This is a genomic window from Janthinobacterium silvisoli, assembly GCF_014200725.1.
Lineage (GTDB): Bacteria > Pseudomonadota > Gammaproteobacteria > Burkholderiales > Burkholderiaceae_D > Janthinobacterium.
This window is the reverse complement of record NZ_JACHCL010000001.1, coordinates 63,730-79,415: the sequence shown is the minus strand read 5'-3', so window position 1 is coordinate 79,415 and position 15,686 is coordinate 63,730. Positions and strand designations below refer to the sequence as shown.

At 62.3% G+C, this 15,686-nt stretch carries 16 protein-coding genes and 1 pseudogene; 9 read left to right on the top strand and 8 right to left on the bottom strand.

What is annotated here, in order from left to right; genetic code table 11:
• Nucleotides 1-53: 53 nt before the first annotated feature.
• From HDE75_RS27005 to HDE75_RS00310, 3 genes and pseudogenes are all read left to right on the top strand, one after another.
• Nucleotides 54-236 (top strand): annotated as a pseudogene (locus tag HDE75_RS27005) (hypothetical protein); the annotation flags it as partial.
• Complete coding sequence (locus HDE75_RS00315; RefSeq protein WP_409254924.1) at nucleotides 160-1,056, top strand: hypothetical protein; 897 nt, start codon at nucleotides 160-162, stop codon at nucleotides 1,054-1,056. The pseudogene HDE75_RS27005 and the gene HDE75_RS00315, both read left to right, overlap by 77 nt.
• 225 nt (nucleotides 1,057-1,281) lie before the next feature.
• Entirely contained in the window at nucleotides 1,282-1,851 is a 570-nt protein-coding gene (locus HDE75_RS00310) for a DUF1439 domain-containing protein (protein ID WP_183678918.1), read from the top strand.
• A 78-nt stretch (nucleotides 1,852-1,929) separates the two neighbouring features.
• Here the strand turns inward: HDE75_RS00310 and lpxO are convergent, their stop codons facing one another.
• Nucleotides 1,930-2,829 carry a lipid A hydroxylase LpxO gene (gene lpxO, locus HDE75_RS00305; protein ID WP_183678916.1) on the bottom strand — a complete coding sequence of 300 codons (900 nt, stop codon included), beginning with the start codon at nucleotides 2,827-2,829 and terminating at the stop codon, nucleotides 1,930-1,932.
• Between the two features lie 530 nt (nucleotides 2,830-3,359).
• Here lpxO and HDE75_RS00300 point away from each other — a divergent pair.
• A complete protein-coding gene (locus tag HDE75_RS00300; protein WP_183678914.1) occupies nucleotides 3,360-4,988 on the top strand; it encodes a methyl-accepting chemotaxis protein in 1,629 nt (542 codons plus the stop codon).
• A gap of 72 nt (nucleotides 4,989-5,060) precedes the next feature.
• On the top strand, nucleotides 5,061-5,609 hold the full coding sequence (locus HDE75_RS00295) for a CPBP family glutamic-type intramembrane protease (RefSeq protein WP_183678912.1): 549 nt from the start codon (nucleotides 5,061-5,063) through the stop codon (nucleotides 5,607-5,609).
• Here the strand turns inward: HDE75_RS00295 and HDE75_RS00290 are convergent.
• Complete coding sequence (locus tag HDE75_RS00290) at nucleotides 5,584-7,083, bottom strand: MFS transporter (protein WP_183678910.1); 1,500 nt, start codon at nucleotides 7,081-7,083, stop codon at nucleotides 5,584-5,586. The two genes, HDE75_RS00295 and HDE75_RS00290, sit on opposite strands and share 26 nt — an antisense overlap.
• Nucleotides 7,084-7,195: 112 nt before the next feature.
• Between HDE75_RS00290 and HDE75_RS00285 the strand changes: the two genes are divergently transcribed.
• The 4 genes from HDE75_RS00285 to HDE75_RS00270 all read left to right on the top strand — a co-directional run bounded on the left by HDE75_RS00285 (nucleotide 7,196) and on the right by HDE75_RS00270 (nucleotide 10,903).
• Nucleotides 7,196-8,086, top strand: coding sequence for a LysR family transcriptional regulator (locus tag HDE75_RS00285; RefSeq protein WP_183678908.1), 891 nt, complete (start codon nucleotides 7,196-7,198; stop codon nucleotides 8,084-8,086).
• Nucleotides 8,087-8,190: 104 nt separating this feature from the next.
• A complete protein-coding gene (locus tag HDE75_RS00280; RefSeq protein WP_311735144.1) occupies nucleotides 8,191-8,691 on the top strand; it encodes a VOC family protein in 501 nt (166 codons plus the stop codon).
• A 233-nt stretch (nucleotides 8,692-8,924) separates the two neighbouring features.
• Nucleotides 8,925-10,145, top strand: a complete 1,221-nt coding sequence (gene purT / locus HDE75_RS00275) for a formate-dependent phosphoribosylglycinamide formyltransferase (RefSeq protein WP_183678903.1) — start codon at nucleotides 8,925-8,927, stop codon at nucleotides 10,143-10,145.
• A gap of 17 nt (nucleotides 10,146-10,162) precedes the next feature.
• Nucleotides 10,163-10,903 carry a hypothetical protein gene (locus HDE75_RS00270; RefSeq protein WP_183678901.1) on the top strand — a complete coding sequence of 247 codons (741 nt, stop codon included), beginning with the start codon at nucleotides 10,163-10,165 and terminating at the stop codon, nucleotides 10,901-10,903.
• Here the strand turns inward: HDE75_RS00270 and HDE75_RS00265 are convergent.
• From HDE75_RS00265 to HDE75_RS00240, 6 genes are read right to left on the bottom strand one after another with little or no spacing between them, the layout of a single operon-like run.
• A complete protein-coding gene (locus HDE75_RS00265; protein ID WP_183678899.1) occupies nucleotides 10,890-11,552 on the bottom strand; it encodes an ABC transporter permease in 663 nt (220 codons plus the stop codon). The genes HDE75_RS00270 and HDE75_RS00265 overlap by 14 nt on opposite strands.
• A complete protein-coding gene (locus HDE75_RS00260; RefSeq protein ID WP_260174197.1) occupies nucleotides 11,549-12,793 on the bottom strand; it encodes a glycosyltransferase in 1,245 nt (414 codons plus the stop codon). Before HDE75_RS00260 ends, HDE75_RS00265 begins: the two co-directional genes overlap by 4 nt.
• The gene (locus tag HDE75_RS00255) at nucleotides 12,787-13,632 is read right to left on the bottom strand and encodes a hydrolase 1, exosortase A system-associated (protein ID WP_183678895.1); all 846 of its coding nucleotides are present in this window, start codon (nucleotides 13,630-13,632) and stop codon (nucleotides 12,787-12,789) included. Before HDE75_RS00255 ends, HDE75_RS00260 begins: the two co-directional genes overlap by 7 nt.
• Nucleotides 13,622-14,506: a hydrolase 2, exosortase A system-associated gene (locus tag HDE75_RS00250; RefSeq protein WP_183678893.1), complete on the bottom strand. Its 885-nt coding sequence runs from the start codon at nucleotides 14,504-14,506 to the stop codon at nucleotides 13,622-13,624. The genes HDE75_RS00255 and HDE75_RS00250 overlap by 11 nt, the downstream gene beginning before the upstream one ends.
• Nucleotides 14,503-14,778 (bottom strand): acyl carrier protein, encoded by a 276-nt coding sequence (locus HDE75_RS00245; RefSeq protein ID WP_183678891.1) that lies wholly within the window; start codon nucleotides 14,776-14,778, stop codon nucleotides 14,503-14,505. The genes HDE75_RS00250 and HDE75_RS00245 overlap by 4 nt, the downstream gene beginning before the upstream one ends.
• Nucleotides 14,757-15,521: a hypothetical protein gene (locus tag HDE75_RS00240; protein ID WP_183678889.1), complete on the bottom strand. Its 765-nt coding sequence runs from the start codon at nucleotides 15,519-15,521 to the stop codon at nucleotides 14,757-14,759. The genes HDE75_RS00245 and HDE75_RS00240 overlap by 22 nt, the downstream gene beginning before the upstream one ends.
• Between the last annotated feature and the right edge of the window lie 165 nt (nucleotides 15,522-15,686).

Here is a 15,686-nt window from a genome sequence, read left to right as displayed (position 1 = left end):
AAACAGTAGCAGGCCATCCTCCCTATACATCATCACCTTGGCGCACCAGCTTGGTGCGCCGCCTTGGCGCTGCTGTTTACGCCGATATACAACCACGCTCTTGGGGAGAAATTTATGCAAGCTACACAACTATCCGCAACGGACCTGAACCAATCGGGTGTGTCCTGGGGGGCCGTCATCGCGGGCGCCGCCGCTGCCGCAGCGCTATCCTTCATCCTGTTGATACTCGGCGTCGGCCTGGGACTGTCGTCCATGTCGCCATGGTCCTTCAATGCCACGGCCATCGGCGTGTCGACCATCGTCTGGCTCGCCTTCATGCAACTGGCTGCGTCCGGCATCGGCGGCTATCTGGCGGGTCGTCTGCGCGTGAAATGGAGTAGCGTACATGCCGATGAAGTCCATTTCCGCGATACGGCGCATGGCTTGCTGGCCTGGGCCGTGGCGACCCTGATCACCGTGGCCGTGCTAGCTAGCGGCACGCGGGCCGTGCTCAGTGGCGCTATCGAAGCAGGTAGCGGGGCGGCGCAAGCCGCGGGGCAGGCCATCGGACCAGCCGGCGCGGTGGCTGCTTCGAAAGCAGGCGAGGGTGGCGCCAGCCACGCTGGCAATCCACTTGATTATTTCTCTGATATGTTGCTGCGCGCTGCTCCAGCTCCTGCCGGCGGCGTTGCACCTGCCCCTGCCGCCGATACCGGTGCCAATACGGCCGACCAGCGCGGCGAAATCGGCAAGATCTTCGCCACTAGTCTCAGCACGGGCAACCTGGCGCCTGACGACCGCGCCTACCTGGGCCAGCTGGTGGCCAAGCGTACCGGCTTGAGCCAGGCCGATGCCGAAGCGCGTGTTGACGCCGTCTACAACCGTGCCGCGAAAGCCGCCGCCGACGCCAAGGCAGCTGCCCAGCAAGCTGCCGATACGGCCCGCAAGGCCGGCGCCCATACTGCCCTGTGGATGTTCGTGGCCCTGTTGCTGGGCGCCTTTGTCGCCAGCCTGGCAGCGACCTGGGGTGGCCGCCAGCGCGACCACGAACGTGTGTTGCGCCAGGTGAGTGTTTAAACTTAATTAATTAGGAGATAATCATGCGTTCGATTCTTTTATTGCTGCTCGGTATTCCACTGCCCATCGTGATTCTGATCGCCTTATTTGTGCGTTAATAAGGAATAGATAGGGAATAGATAAGGAAATAAAAACGGCGCCCATGTCAAAGTGCGCGCCGTTTGTGTTGCTGCCGGCCGGTGTGTAAGATACACGCACTTTGTTGATGATGTTAAAAAATCCGCCATGACTGCCACCGCTGCACGACCTATCTTGAAAACCCTGGCTTTTGCCGCCGTCGCCTGTACTTTGCTCGCTTCCTGCTCGACCCTGATCGGGCCGCGCGATGTGAATCTGTCGCTGGGCAAGATGCAGCAAGGCCTCGATCGCCGCTTTCCTATCGACAAGCGCGTCTTGTCCGTGATCGATGTGAAACTGTCGCATCCGCAATTGGCGATGCAGCCGGAACGCGACCGCGTTGCCCTGTCGCTGGACGCCGATGTGGCGCCGCCATTTATCCGCAAGTCCTGGCATGGCAGCCTGGCCATCTCGGGCCGTCTGACTTTTAATCCGCAGCGCAACGCCGTCTATCTGAACGACGCCAGCGTGGACAAGGTAGGCATCGATGGCATGGATGAAGGCCAGCAGCGCCAGTTCGCCAAGATCGCCAGCCTGGTGGCCGACCAGTTGCTGCATGAAACCCCGATCTACACTTTCAAGCCCGACGAGCTGCGCTACGCTGGCGTGCAATTCATGCCCACACAGATCAAGACCACCAGCGATGGGCTGGTGGTGACGGTGGAGCCGGCGAAGTAAGCACAAGTTCTGTAAACGAAACAAGCCGCCCGAGGGCGGCTTGTTGCATTTGGAGCTGGCAGTATCAGATAAAGCAGATCAGATAAAGTAGATCAAGGCGACGATGGCCACGACCAATGCTACCTTGGACAACTGATATGCCGTCTTGTTCCACGCCTTGAACTGGCGGCGGTACTGGCCCATGGCCCAGGAAATGCGGAACAGCTTGCTGACGCCACCAACCTGGTCGCCCAGCTCATTTGGCGAAGCGGCAGCCGTCATCAACGTGCGGCCCAGCCAGCGGTTCAAGCCTTGCGCCCAGCGGTAGCGCATGGGGCGCTCGATATCGCAGAACAGGATGATGCGGTCGCTGTCGGCGTCGTTGCGGGCCGAGTGGATATACGTTTCATCGAACATCACGGCCAGGCCATCGCGCCAGCTGTGGCGCTCGCCATCGACATCGATATAGCAGCGGTCATCGTTCGGCGTTTGCAGGCCCAGGTGATAGCGCAGGGAGCCGGCGAACGGATCGCGGTGCGGGTTCAGCTTGCCGCCTTTGGGCAGCTCGGCAAACATGGCGGCCTTGATCGACGGAATCGATTGCAGCAGCGCATAGGTTTGCGGGCACATCTGCTGTGCCGATGGGTGGTTCGCGTCATACCATTTCAGGTAAAAACGCTTCCAGCCATACTTGAAGAAGGAATTGAAACCCACGTCATCATTCTTTTCAGCCGCCTTGATCTTTTTCAGCTCCTGCATGCGCAGCGCTTCATCGCGGATGATGTGCCAGTTCTGCTGCAGCGGCGCCAGCTCCGGGAAGTCGGCAACGGCCAGGTAAGGCGTGGCCGGGACTTTCGAAAAGACATGCATGAACAGGTTCAGCGGCGCCATGAACGACGAATGGTCGAACAGCTGGCGGCGGAACGGCAGGCGCACCTTGCCACGGAAATGAATATGTAAAACAGAAATTACAAAAATGCCCAACAAGGCCCACTTCATACCACACCCCGATTGTAAAGAATGGGGTGATTATATACAGTTAATCGCCCCCTTACCCCTGACGCAGGTGAAGGAATACTGAAGTCATATTTATGGCGAGCGTGTCTTGCCTGTTTTTATTGCACACTTTCCATACCTGCTTGCGCCAGGTGCGTAAGTGCAGATAGCGGATGGCTGCTTAACAAGTTGAGAAATTGTCTTTTGGTAACATTTGTCCCCTTGTTTGATGCACGTCAAGACATAAAACGTGGATTCAGGAGAACATGACATATTGCTGCTGGGATATAATTCCGGCTGCTCACGCGTATGCGCGTGACGCCGCATTGACAACAATGCCAAAAAAGCGCCATCACTAGAAGTTACAAATCTGACTGCCTAAAAAATGCCGGCCAGAAGCGACGATGTCTGACCATTCCTGTTACACGGCATGGCACAGCGACTGAGACGCACTATCCGCAAGCTCCCCGTCCCTGGTACATGGAGCAGCGGAAACCATTTCAATGATAGACAAGCTGGACATAGGATACCCAATGAAGACACTGAATAGTCTGACGATAGGCGCTCGCCTTTCCGCTGGCTTTGGCGCACTGATCGTGCTGATGCTGCTACTGGCGGCGTTTGCGCTGCTGCGCATCGGCGCCATCGCAGACGCCGTCAGCGCACAGGAACAAGTTCGCCAGGAAAAACTGGAACCGCTGTACGTGGCGCGCGAAGCGCTGGACCAGACGGGCCTGGCTGCCCGCAACGCCTATATTTTCCATGAGCGCGAGGCGGCCGACAAGGAACTCGATATTCTCGACCGGCAACGGGAACGCTATATGCAGGCGCTGGCCCAGCTGGCGCCGCGTTTCGCGGGCGATCCCCAGTTCGACAAGGTCAGCACGGGCTTGCAGGCGATGGCGAAGGAATTGCAGCGCCCGCGCAAGTTCCGCGAAACGGGGCAGATGGAGCAATATGGCAGTTTCCTGGTCAATGAATGCAGCCCCTTGCGGCGCCAGATCGTCAGCGATATAGACACCATGCTCAAATCGGTGCAGGGTGAATCGAACCTGGCCAGCGAGGCGGCGCGCGCGATTTATAGCCATTCCTTGCGCTGGATCGCCTTGCTGGCGGTCGTTAGCGTGCTGGTCTGCATCGTGATTGCCACCGTAATTACGCGCGGCTTGCTGCGTCAGCTCGGTGGCGAACCGGCGTATGCTGCCGCCATCGCGGGCCGCATCGCCCAAGGCGAACTCGATATTGAAGTGGAAACGCGTAGCGGCGACGACAGCAGCTTGCTGTTTGCCATCAAGACCATGCGCGACAAGCTGGCCGCCATCGTCGGCAAGGTGCGGCTGGGAACGGAAAGCATTGCCACGGCGTCGACCGAGATTGCCTCGGGCAACCGCGATTTGTCGCAGCGTACCGAGCAGCAGGCCGGCTCGCTGGAAGAAGTGGCTTCCTCGATGGAGCAACTGATTACGGCCGTGCGCCAGAATGCCGATAATGCCCAGCAGGCGAACTTGCTGGCGCGCGAGGCGTCTAACGTATCGGAGCAGGGCGGCAAGGCGGTGGCCGAAGTGGTGCAGACGATGGGCTTGATCCATGCCTCGTCGAACAAGATCGTCGATATCATTGGCGTGATCGACAGCATTGCCTTCCAGACCAATATCCTGGCCTTGAACGCGGCCGTGGAAGCGGCCCGCGCTGGCGAGCAGGGGCGCGGCTTTGCCGTGGTTGCCACGGAAGTGCGCAGCCTGGCGCAGAGGTCAAGCGCCGCCGCGCGTGAAATCAAGGTGCTGATCGATGATTCCGTCAGCAAGGTCGGCACGGGCACGGTGCTGGTCGAACAGGCGGGCGCCACCATGCATGAAGTGGTGGCCGGCATCGCCCGGGTGACGGGCATCATGGCCGAGATCAGCCACGCCACGCAGGAACAAGGCTCCGGCATCGAGCAAGTGAACCACGCAATCGTCGACATGGACCGCGTTACGCAGCAAAATGCGGCGCTGGTGGAACAGGCTGCCGCTGCCGCCCAAGAATTGCAGCAGCAGGCGGCGCAACTCGAGCAGGAAGTGGGCATCTTCAAGCTGGCGCACGCGCCTGGCCGCGTTCAACGCCCGCAACGTGCCGCGCATGCTCAAAGCGTTCAGCGTTCGTTGCGCCTGGCCACCAGGTAAGCGGGCTGCTTGTAGCGCGCAGATTTGCTATTCCGCGCTACAATGAAAGCTGGATCATTGCCAGGAAATACCATGCAAGCGCGCAGTAGCGATGACGTTGTCAATCCGGAAGGTGTCGAGCTGGTTCACAAGCCGTCGCCGCCCGTATTGAAACTGGCCCTGGCCGGACTCGGCTGGGGTGTGCTTACCTGTCTGCTGTGTTTTGTCATTCTGACACTGACCAAATGGCTGCTGCCACCCCAGTACTGGGGCGCGCATACGGGGCTGGCCAAATTCAAGCGCGAAATGTCGCTGCCGCTGCTGGTATTCTGGGTCATCATTTATTCGCCGATACTGGAAACCTTCCTCGGCCAGCTACTGCCGCTCGAAATACTCAAGCGCATGCGGATCAACCGGCAGTGGAGCATTTTTATCGGCGCCATCTTCTGGGGCATCGTCCATTACCTGAGCGGCGGCTTGCTGCACGCCATCGTCGCCCTCGGTTCCGGCGCCATGTTCAGCTTTGTCTACCTGCGCTACCGCGACCAGGGCGTCGCTGCTGCCTACACCACCACGGCTTTTTCGCGCGCCTGCAATAACACGGCCATCCTGATTGCTATTTCGTTTGGCCTGGACGCTTGACCAGTAAATACCTCACCAGTACCGCCAGCAGTACCGCCAGGCCGGACAGGCAGGCCAGCATTGCGCGGAAGGCGCCGTCATAAGCTGTGCGCAGCACCTCTTGTTGACCCGGCAATAATATCGCCGCCTGCTGCAGGTTGCCCAGGGCGGCGCGGCTGGCCGCTGCCAGCAGGGGCAGCTCAGGCGGCAGCAGCTGGCCCAGGCGCATCGCGATCAAGCCGGCCAGCACGGCGCCAGCCACCGCCAGCGCAACGCCATCGGCGCTGACGCGCACGGTATTGAAGATGCCCGTCGCCATGCCGGCCCGCTCTGGCTCCACCACGCTGAGCGCCATGCCATCCATCAAGCCCCAAGGCAAGCCTATGCCCACGCCTATCAGCAGCAAGGGTAATATCAGGATGGCGTCACTGCCATGTCCCATGACCAGGGCCAGCCAGGCCAGGCCGGCAGCGGTCAACAGCAAGCCTGCTGCGCACAGGGTGGCCGCGCTGCACCAGCGCAATAGCCAAGCGGCCAGCATGGGCACGCACAATAGCGGCGCGGCCAGGGCGATCATCAAGCGGCCCGCGGCCAGCGGCGTATGGCCATCGACGCCGATAAAGCGGCCGGGCAGCATCACGATCAGCACGATAAACAAAAAGGCGGGCGAGGCGGCCAGTACTTGCACGCCGACGAAGTGGCGCTGGCGAAACAGCGACAAGTCCAGCATCGGCTGGAGCGTCTTGCGTTCGGTCCTGATGAACAGGCCGAACAACAGCAGCGCTGCGGCCAGCGGCAGCCATACGCTGGCGCTGGACCAGCCATGTTCGGGCGCTTGCAGCATGGCAAAAGTCAGCAGCCCCAGCGCCGCGCTGAAACCGACGGCGCCGGGCCAGTCCAGCCGGCCTGCCGTTTGCGCACTATCGGCCGGCACGCTGACCGCCACCAGCAACAAGCCCAGCAGTCCCAGCACGGCGGTGGCGTAAAAGACGGCTGGCCAGTCGGCCCATTCCAGCATGGCGCCGGCCGCCAGTGGACCGAAAGCCAGGCCCAGGCCGAAGGTGGTGCCCAGCAAACTCATGATGCGGTTGCGCGCCGCACCGTGGAACAACGGCGCCAGCGAGGACATGGCGGCGGCGAACGCAGCGGCGCCACCGAGTCCCTGTATGAAGCGCAGCACAGAAATCATCCATACGCTGGGTGCTGCGGCAATCGCCACGGTGGCCCCGCAAAACACCAGCATGCCGGCCAGCCATACGCGGCGCCGGCCCAGCAAATCGGTCAGGCTCCCAGCCACCATCATGGCGCTGCCATAACTGAGGATGTAGGCATTGATGACCCAGTTCAGGGTGGAGGCGCTGCCGCCCAGCTCAGCGCTGAGGGCGGGCAGCACTACGGCCGGGCCTGTAAAACACAGGGGGATCAGCAAGCCCGTCAGGCAGGCGGCCAGTACTTGCAGCAATAAGGATAGTCGGGAAGCGGGCGAAACAGGCATGGCGGACTCATACGTAAAGATAGAGCGCAGAGTATGGTCGCGCCATGATTAAAGAAAAATGGGCTAAACTGATCAACATATCGGACAAATTTGTCTTGAATCGTGGAGTGATATGGAAGGTTTGCATGGCATGGCCATGTTTGTGCAGGTGGCCGACAGCGGCAGTTTTTCGGCCACCGGCCGCCAGTTGGGCTTGTCGTCGTCGGCCGTGGGAAAAAGTATCGCCCGCATGGAGGCGCGGCTGGGCGTGCGCCTGTTCCAGCGCAGCACGCGCCACCTGGCGCTGACGGCGGAAGGCGCCAAATTCCTCGACCGCTGCAAGCGCATACTGGCCGAAGTGGAAGCGGCCGAGCAGGAGCTGAGCGAGTCGAACAGTGCACCCAGCGGACGCTTGCGCATCAGCCTGCCACGCTATAGCGGCCTGTTCGAGCCTGCCATCCTGGCGTTCATGCAAGCTTACCCAGCCATCGAACTGGACCTCGATTTCTCCGACGAGCTGGTCAATGTGGTGGGCGACGGTTATGACGCGGTCTTGCGCAGCGGGGAGCTCGATGATTCCGGCTTGACGCGGCGGCGTTTGTGCACGTTTCGTCGCTTGCTGGTGGCTTCGCCCGCCTACCTGGCGCAACACGGGCGGCCAGCCAGTCTTCTGGACCTGGCGCAGCATGCGCGCTTGCAATACCGCTTTCCTGCTACCGGGCGGCTGGAAACCTGGCCGATGGCCGACGAAGGAGCGTTACTGGCGCCGGGCATGGTCTGCAACAGCGTGGAAATGCGCGTGTTCCTGGCCGTACAGGGGCAGGGTATCGCTTATCTGCCCGCCTTTACGGTGCAGCGCGAGCTGGCGGCGGGCCAGCTACAGACCGTATTGGACGATGACACGCCGCAGCAAGCGAGCTTCTGGCTGCTGTGGCCAGCCAGCCGCCATATGCCGCCACGGCTGCGCGTGTTCATTGATTTCCTGGTGGAACACTTCCAGGAACGCGTTTTCGGGGTGCCGTGAGTCTGCGGTGAGTACGTGGTGCGTGTGCAGTGATTGGTGCGCCATGCGGCGCGCGAAATGCCTATATTGGATGGACTTCTACGTTGTACCGGACGAAAGGAGACATCATGCAGCGCATCCAGAAAATCACCCCCTGTCTATGGTTTGACGGCCACGCCGAGGCGGCGGCCCGTTTTTATACGGGCATTTTCCCCAATTCCAAGATCGGCCAGCTCAGCTATTACAGCGAGGAGGGCCAGGAAATCCACGGCCAGCAGCCGGGCAGCGTCTTGACCGTCGCATTTGAGCTGGACGGCCAGACGTTCACGGGCTTGAATGGCGGCCCGCTGTTTCAGTTTACCGAAGCGATCTCGTTCCAGGTCAATTGCGAAACCCAGGATGAGGTCGACCATTACTGGGAGCAATTATCCGAGAGCGGGCCGAAAGAGGCGCAGCAATGCGGCTGGCTCAAGGACCAGTTCGGCGTTTCGTGGCAAATCGTGCCCGTGATCTTGCCGAAATTGCTGAGCGACCCCGATCCCGTCAAGGCCCAGCGCGTGATGAAAGCCATGATGGGCATGAAGAAGCTTGATATCGAGGTGCTCAAGCGGGCGTATGCCGGTTAATCCAGCAGCCTGGAAGCTGGCCCGTCAAGTCAGTGCACATTGTTTCCAGGGGGCTGCGGCTGGCAAGTTCGATAAGTGCGCGCCGATGGCGGCGATACGCTGCCAGGCCTGTTCATGGCTGGCGTCGGCTTCGCGCCACGGCGGCAGGCTTGCACGATAGCGGCCGCTCCCTGCCCAAAGCGGTCTGCATTTGTTATAGTCCGGGCCATCCTTCGTTTACCGTGATCCTCTACATGACCAACGCTATCCAGATTCCCCGCACCTTCGGTACTCCCTTGTCTTCCACCGCCATCAAAGTCATGCTGCTCGGTTCCGGTGAACTGGGCAAGGAAGTGATCATTTCGCTGCAGCGCCTGGGCGTGGAAGTGATTGCCGTCGACCGTTATCCGAACGCGCCCGGCCATCCGGTGGCGCACCGTTCGCATGTGATCGACATGAGCGACGGCGTGGCGCTGGCCGCGCTGATCGACCTGGAAAAGCCGGACCTGATCGTGCCGGAAATCGAAGCCATCGCCACCGACACGCTGGCCGCTCTGGAAGCGGCGGGCCAGATCACCTGCATCCCGAACGCGCGCGCCGCCGTGCTGACGATGAACCGCGAAGGCATACGCTGCCTGGCTGCCGAAGAACTGGGAGTGGCCACCTCGCCATACCGCTTCGCCAGCAGCTTGCAGGAATTGCAGCTCGCTTGCCAGGAAATCGGTTTTCCCTGCGTGGTAAAACCCGTCATGTCTTCGTCGGGCAAGGGCCAGTCCAGGCTCGATGGTGCACAAGACGTGGAAACCGCGTGGAACTATGCGGCCAGCGGCGGTCGCGTCGATTCGGGCCGCGTGATCGTCGAGGGCTTTATCGATTTTGATTATGAAATCACCTTGCTGACGGTGCGTGCCGTCGGTGCTAACGGCCAGGTTGAAACGCAGTTTTGCGAGCCGATCGGCCATCGCCAGGTGCAGGGCGATTACGTGGAATCGTGGCAGCCGGCGCGCATGGCGCCGCTGGCGCTGGAGCGCTCGCGCGAGATCGCGCGCAAGGTGACGGATAACCTGGGTGGCTTGGGTCTGTTCGGCGTGGAGCTGTTCGTCAAGGGCGATATGGTGTGGTTCTCGGAAGTGAGCCCCCGTCCGCACGACACGGGCATGGTCACCATGGCCAGCCAGCTGCAAAGCGAATTCGAGCTGCACGCCAAGGCGATTTTGGGCCTGCCTGTGAACGTGGCGCTGCGCTCGCCTGCCGCCTCGGCCGTCATCTACGGCCAGGTGGAAGCCAAGGGCATCGCCTTCGAAGGCGTGGCCGATGCCTTGAATGTGCCCGGCGCCGACTTGCGCCTGTTCGGCAAACCCGAATCGTTTGCCCGCCGCCGCATGGGCGTGGCGCTGGCCACCGCCGACGATATCGATACGGCGCGTGAACGTGCCGTGCTGGCGGCATCGAAGGTCAAGCCAGTCGCACGCTAAGCAGGCATAGGACAACCATGGACAACCACGATCAGGACATGCCCCAGTTGCCGCAAGCCGATGACGCCGTCGTCGGCAAGCAGGCGGGCGCGCAAATGCTGGCCACGGCGTGTGCCGCACGCGATGCTTTTTATGCCAGCCTGGGTAGCATGGATAGCGACGTGCTGACGCCGTTGATCAATCCAGCCTTCGACGGTGGCCCGCGCTGGCCATCGTTGCGCCAGGCCTGGCGCGTGATCCACAAGCCAGACTCCATCATCATCGCCAGTGATGGCTTGAGCGATCCGTTCGAGGATGATGATGACATTTTCGTGCCGCGCGGGCATTTGCTGGAAGTGTGCCTGGAAGCGCCGCTGGCGGCGTTCGAAGGCAAGCAAGTATCTGACTCGTGGCTGTTCGAGCTGCTTTTCCAGATCAGCCAGAACGTGGCCGACCACGGCTCCATCGATTTGCTGGTCGAGCGCCATGGCAGCGTCTCCATGCTGCTGGACTTGCAGCATCCGCCAGCCGGCCTCGAAAACGAGAATGAACAGGTGGGTGTGCTGCTGAGCCAAAAGACGGCGCTGCCGCCATCGTTCGCCACGCCCTATGGCGACATCATGCTGCTGACAGCCACCGTGCTGCAGCCAGCGGAGCTGGACTTTATCAGCGATGCCGAAGACAAGGCGTTAGCGCGGTTGACGTTATTGGAAACCCTGCAAGCCGGCCCGGCCCGGCATTTGAGCCTGGCCAACCGTCCAGCCCTTATTCCCCGCTAGGCGTTTCCACAACTGCTTCGGTAGCATGCGGTGGTGGTGGCTCTTGCCACTTTCCCGCCTTTTTCAGCTGGTTCTTTAGCCCCGGCAGCGGAAAACCCAGCGCATAAGCCTTGTGTGCATAGGCCAGCGCCTGTGTGTAGTCTTTTTTCTTCACGTACATCAAGCCCAGGTTGTACTGGGTGCTGGCTTGTTCCGGCGCCAATTGGCCCGCCTCGCGCAATTGATCCAGCGCCGCTTCCGCCTGGCCTGTCGCCAGCAGATAGCTGCCGAACACGGAGCGCGCCGTGGCGTCGGTGGGCACGTAGCCGATGGCCCGCTCAAAATAGCAATTGATGGTGTAGCGTGCGCCCAGCGGCTGCACGTTTTTTTCGCGCAGGCCCAGCCTGGCCATGGCTGACAAGGCGCGGTGGTGGTTGGGGAAATGCTCCAGCGTGTAGCTGATATCGGCGCCCAGGCTGCCCGTCATGCCTTTCACCAGTTTATCCACGCTCCCATTGAAATGGAATTGTTCGACCACCGCCAGGCCGCTACGGTCTTGTGGATTCGTGTAATCGCCGCCCGGATCGTGCTTGACGTAGGGCGGGCAAGTTGCGGAAGCTGCGGCGTGCGCTGGCAGCGCCAGCAGGCAAACGATGGACAGGATTTTCATGGCGAACTCCGGTGGCTGACCGTTAGCAGCAGCTCGGCCAGGGCGCCGGCCCGGGCTGAGCGCGATTGCAGGGCGATGGACTCAAGGCTGGCCAGCGGCGCCTGGCCCTGGCGCACCAGCGTCATAAAATGCATCAGTGCGCGCGCGCAGTCGCTGGCGCTGGCCAGCTGGCCGATGGTGTCGATGCCGCACTGGCGCAGCTTGGCCGCGCTGTCGCCGGCCAGGTCGGTCAGCGCCAGCACGGGCCGCCGGCAGCGCAGGTATTCATATAGCTTGGCAGGTATCTGGCTATTGCAGTTGGCTGCCTGCAACAGCAGCAAGCCATCCGCCGCCTGCATTTCGGCCAGCGCCGCCGCGTGCGTCTGCAAGGGCGCCAGGGTGACCAGATCGCTGACGCCGTATTTGACCAGCAGGGTGGCCAGCCACGCATCGTGGCCGGTGGCGCGCAGCAGCAGCTGAAAATTATGCGGCGCCAGTACACCCTGCTGGCGCAGATTGGCCAGCGCTTCGAACAGCGGCTGCGGATCGCGTTCGGAAGGGTAGATCACGCCGCTGTGCAGCAGCAGGAAGCGTTGGCCAGGTCTGCTCCCAAGCGTGGACGCGCCGCTGTAATCTTCTTCGTCATGGCCATTTTCAATCAGCACGCAGCGCTCATGGGCCAGGCGCCGGCGGTGCATGCTGACGGCCCCCGGCGTGGTGCAGACGATGGCCGCGCTGCGGGCCGCGATGCGCTGCTCGATCCAGTGGTGCACGCGGTACAAGCGGCGGTTGGCCGGGTAAGGTGCATCGCTATCGCTGTCATCGAGCATGGGGTCGCGCTGGTCGGCGATCCATGGCAGGCCGCTGAGTTTTTGCAGGGTGAGGGCAACCAGGTGGGCGGTGGCGATCGGGTAGGTGGACCAGATCGCGTCGGGTTTATATTTTTTAATCATGCGCAGGCCTGCCGGCACGGCGCTGAGCCACCACGAACTCCAGCGGTCGGGCAGGGCCAGCCAGCGCGGATAATGGCCCCTGATCGCCAGGTGGCGGCCCGCATCAAGCGCCAGGCTGCGGTGTACGGTGTTTGATGTGTCCTGATCCAGTACTCCTGTTTGCCCATACGCGCCGGGAGTGGGGCACAGCAGCAGCGGCTGCCAGCCATGTTCGGGCAAATGGCGGACAAAACCCTGGGTGCGCAAGATGCCGCTGCCGCCCTGCAGCGGCGGATAGTGATAGGCGATCATCAGTACGCGCCTTACCATGAGGCTATCCATTCCAGGCAATGCTGTTCGACCTGGGCGCGCCAGGCGGCGCTGGCAAAGGTATGGTTGGCGCCAGCGATGTGGACTGTTGTCCATGGCGCGCAGCTGGCCAGCGTGCGCCAGTCACTCGATGTTTTAATTAGCTCGTCCCATTCGCGGGCGCCCAGGTCTTCGCCGCTCAGTATGAGTAACACCTTGCCGTGAAACTGGCATAGCGCGTGGTACAGGTCCGCCTGCGGCAGTTCGGCGCCGGCCGCCGCGGCATGCGCCGCCGTGGTCCGCAGGCTGGCCAGGCTGGCCGCCAGCTGGAGGCCGCCGCCAGCCAGCTTGCGCCAAAAGTCGCGCTGAACCAGCCGGCGCAGATAATAATGGCGCAAGGTGGTCCTGGCCAGGCTGGCCGGACTGCGCACCCACGGATTGAGCAAGACCAGTCCCTTGATACGCGCGTCGCTGGCTGCGTGGCGGGCGGCAGCCGTGGCGCCATCGCACAGCCCCCACAGCACCACTTCGCGCAGCGCCGGCACGCCATGGAAGAACTGCGCCAGTGCGCTGTCGATGTCGTCGGCGATGGTCAGGTAGTCACGCGCTGCACCTTCGGAGTCGCCCATGCCTCGGTAATCGAAGCGCAGCACGGGAAAACCTTGCTCGGCCAGCACCCGCGCCAGCAAGGTAAATTGTCTGTGGCTGCCAGCCCGGTATTGCGGCCCGCCCGTGATCATCAGTACGCCGCGTGGTCCGGGCCTGCACGGCAGGTTGAGGATGCCGATCAGTTTTTCCTCGCCACAGCTGAAACGCAGGGCCAGCTCGCGGTGCTGCAGCGCTTGATGGTCATCGGCCATGCTGCATGCTCCCCGGTTCAGTGAGCCAGTCGCCGCACAGCTGGCGCGTAGCCTGCAGCAGCTGCGGGCATTCCATGATTTCCGCGCTGGACCAGAAGGCGCCATCGTCGAATGCCGCGATGTGCAGCTGCGCTCCTTCACTGCGCCATTGCTGGACCAGGCGCGCTGCCGGCGCCGGTAGTGTCGCCGTGCTGGCACTGTATTCAAGCCAATAGACAGGAACCGCTGGCGCCGTGGGCGCCAGCCTGGCCGCATCGATGTCGTCGATGGCGTGTACCAGCTCGGGAGCCAGGGTATAGCCAGCTACTTCGATGTTCTGGCCGGCCGCCAGCTGGGCATGCGTGTGGACCGGCGCTTCTTTCTGGCCGTTATCGGCCAGCATGCGCGCAGCCAGCCGCAGGCGCAGGAACTGGTCCATGCTGCGCCGGCCCGACAGCTCGGGTTGCCATAGCAGCAAACGGGCCAGCGGCACAGGCGGATGGCGGGCGATGTCGAGCGCCAGCAGGGCGCCCAGGCGCAGGCCCCACAGTGTCAATGGGCCGCTCACCCTTTGCTGCAACCAGGCGCAGGCCAGGTGCACGTCGTTGCGCCAGATGGCCCAGCGCGCATCGGCAAAATCGCCGCTGCTGTCGCCGCAGCCATGCAGGTCGATCTGCAGCACGCTGTAGCCGGCGTCAGCGAAAGCGCGCGCCTGCAGCGCCGCCACCCGCCGGCTTTTATTGAGTTCTTCGGCAAATGGATGCAGATACACGATGCCGCCGCGCGGCGGCCGCTTTTGCCCCGATTCAGGCGCCGGCAGGTGCAGCAAACAATAGCGCTGGCCGCCGCTGGCCGGCAGGAAGAACGGTAGCAGGCTGGTAGACGAACGTGTCATCGGTCCGGCCTGGTGATGGCGTGGATGAAATCGACCAGGCTACCGACCGTGGCAAAGTGGCGCGCATGGATGTCGTCGTCGGTTACGGTGATGCCGAAATGGTCTTCCAGCGCGTTGATCACGCTGATGACGGCCATGGAATCGAGTTCCGGCAAGCTGCCCAGCAGCGGTGTTGCCGCCGTCAGCGGCCGCTGGCCCAGTCCCAGCGTGGCACGCAGGATCTGCCTGACCGATGTCTCCAGGGCCTCGTTTACTGTTTCAGAATGCGGCATGTCAGCTCCAGGGAAGGAATGTGCGGCAAGCCGCTGGTGTCGAAAATGAAGCTGGGGAAGCTGTCTGCCCGCCGCGACAGGTGCAGGTATGGCGGCAGGCTGGCCAGCATCCATTGCCAGTGTCCGCAGCGTAAAAAGGTGGCCGTGCCCAGGTCCAGGGTGCCCAGGCGCGCATGGGCGGCCATCGAGGTCCGGTTGAAGCGCGAAATGCGGCTGCACGACCAGCGCACGCCTTGCTCATGCAGCAAGGTATTGGCTTCTTCCCACAGGCGGGCGAAGACCAGGCCGCCGCGTAGTTCGGGATGGACCCATATGTCGAGATCCCACGACGATTGCAGCGATGGCAGCACGTAGCGGGCGCGTACCTCGTCTTCCTGGCAAGCGCCGTGCACCATCCACAGCCAGCCCGCCAGCAGAGTTTGCGAGGTTGGCGGGGCGCTTGCCAGCAGGCAGCGCGCGCCCTGGCGAAAACGTGCTGTCAGCGTCGCTGGCGGACGTGGCGGGCGCTGGCTGGCTGGCGGCAGCGTTTCCATACCCAGGCATGGCGCGACCACGATAGATTTGCCGCGTCCCCCGCACAGGCTGCCGGGCGCCACGCCTTGCGCCACGAACTGATAGCGGTGCAAGGCGCAGCGTTTGCCCGGCACGCGCTGCAGCAGGCGCGCCAGCGCGTGCCAGACGGCATCGCGCCAGCCCAATTCGGCGATGCTGTTGCGGATGCGGCCTGTGGTGCTGATTGACATGGACAGTGTGCTCGCTGCGGCGGGTTGGTCTACGCTGTCCATTAGAGCGTGGGGGGAGCGGGTCAGTGTTGCGCTGTCTCAAGCTGTCGCGCTTGTTGCATTAGTTGATAAAAATCAATGTCCGTGTTGTCATTTTTCTCAATCATAGCGGGATGCGTGGGCTGG

Excerpts from the sequence above, each read along its gene's own strand:
- HDE75_RS00310 (WP_183678918.1), top strand. The coding sequence starts at position 1,282 with ATGACTGCCACCGCTGCACGACCTATCTTGAAAACCCTGGCTTTTGCC.
- HDE75_RS00300 (WP_183678914.1), top strand. The coding sequence starts at position 3,360 with ATGAAGACACTGAATAGTCTGACGATAGGCGCTCGCCTTTCCGCTGGC.
- HDE75_RS00255 (WP_183678895.1), bottom strand. The coding sequence starts at position 13,632 with ATGGCCGATGACCATCAAGCGCTGCAGCACCGCGAGCTGGCCCTGCGT.
- HDE75_RS00240 (WP_183678889.1), bottom strand. The coding sequence starts at position 15,521 with ATGTCAATCAGCACCACAGGCCGCATCCGCAACAGCATCGCCGAATTG.
- HDE75_RS00290 (WP_183678910.1), bottom strand. The coding sequence starts at position 7,083 with ATGCCTGTTTCGCCCGCTTCCCGACTATCCTTATTGCTGCAAGTACTG.
- HDE75_RS00295 (WP_183678912.1), top strand. The coding sequence starts at position 5,061 with ATGCAAGCGCGCAGTAGCGATGACGTTGTCAATCCGGAAGGTGTCGAG.
- lpxO (WP_183678916.1), bottom strand. The coding sequence starts at position 2,829 with ATGAAGTGGGCCTTGTTGGGCATTTTTGTAATTTCTGTTTTACATATT.
- HDE75_RS00260 (WP_260174197.1), bottom strand. The coding sequence starts at position 12,793 with ATGGTAAGGCGCGTACTGATGATCGCCTATCACTATCCGCCGCTGCAG.
- HDE75_RS00285 (WP_183678908.1), top strand. The coding sequence starts at position 7,196 with ATGGAAGGTTTGCATGGCATGGCCATGTTTGTGCAGGTGGCCGACAGC.
- HDE75_RS00245 (WP_183678891.1), bottom strand. The coding sequence starts at position 14,778 with ATGCCGCATTCTGAAACAGTAAACGAGGCCCTGGAGACATCGGTCAGG.
- HDE75_RS00265 (WP_183678899.1), bottom strand. The coding sequence starts at position 11,552 with ATGAAAATCCTGTCCATCGTTTGCCTGCTGGCGCTGCCAGCGCACGCC.
- HDE75_RS00250 (WP_183678893.1), bottom strand. The coding sequence starts at position 14,506 with ATGACACGTTCGTCTACCAGCCTGCTACCGTTCTTCCTGCCGGCCAGC.
- HDE75_RS00270 (WP_183678901.1), top strand. The coding sequence starts at position 10,163 with ATGGACAACCACGATCAGGACATGCCCCAGTTGCCGCAAGCCGATGAC.
- purT (WP_183678903.1), top strand. The coding sequence starts at position 8,925 with ATGACCAACGCTATCCAGATTCCCCGCACCTTCGGTACTCCCTTGTCT.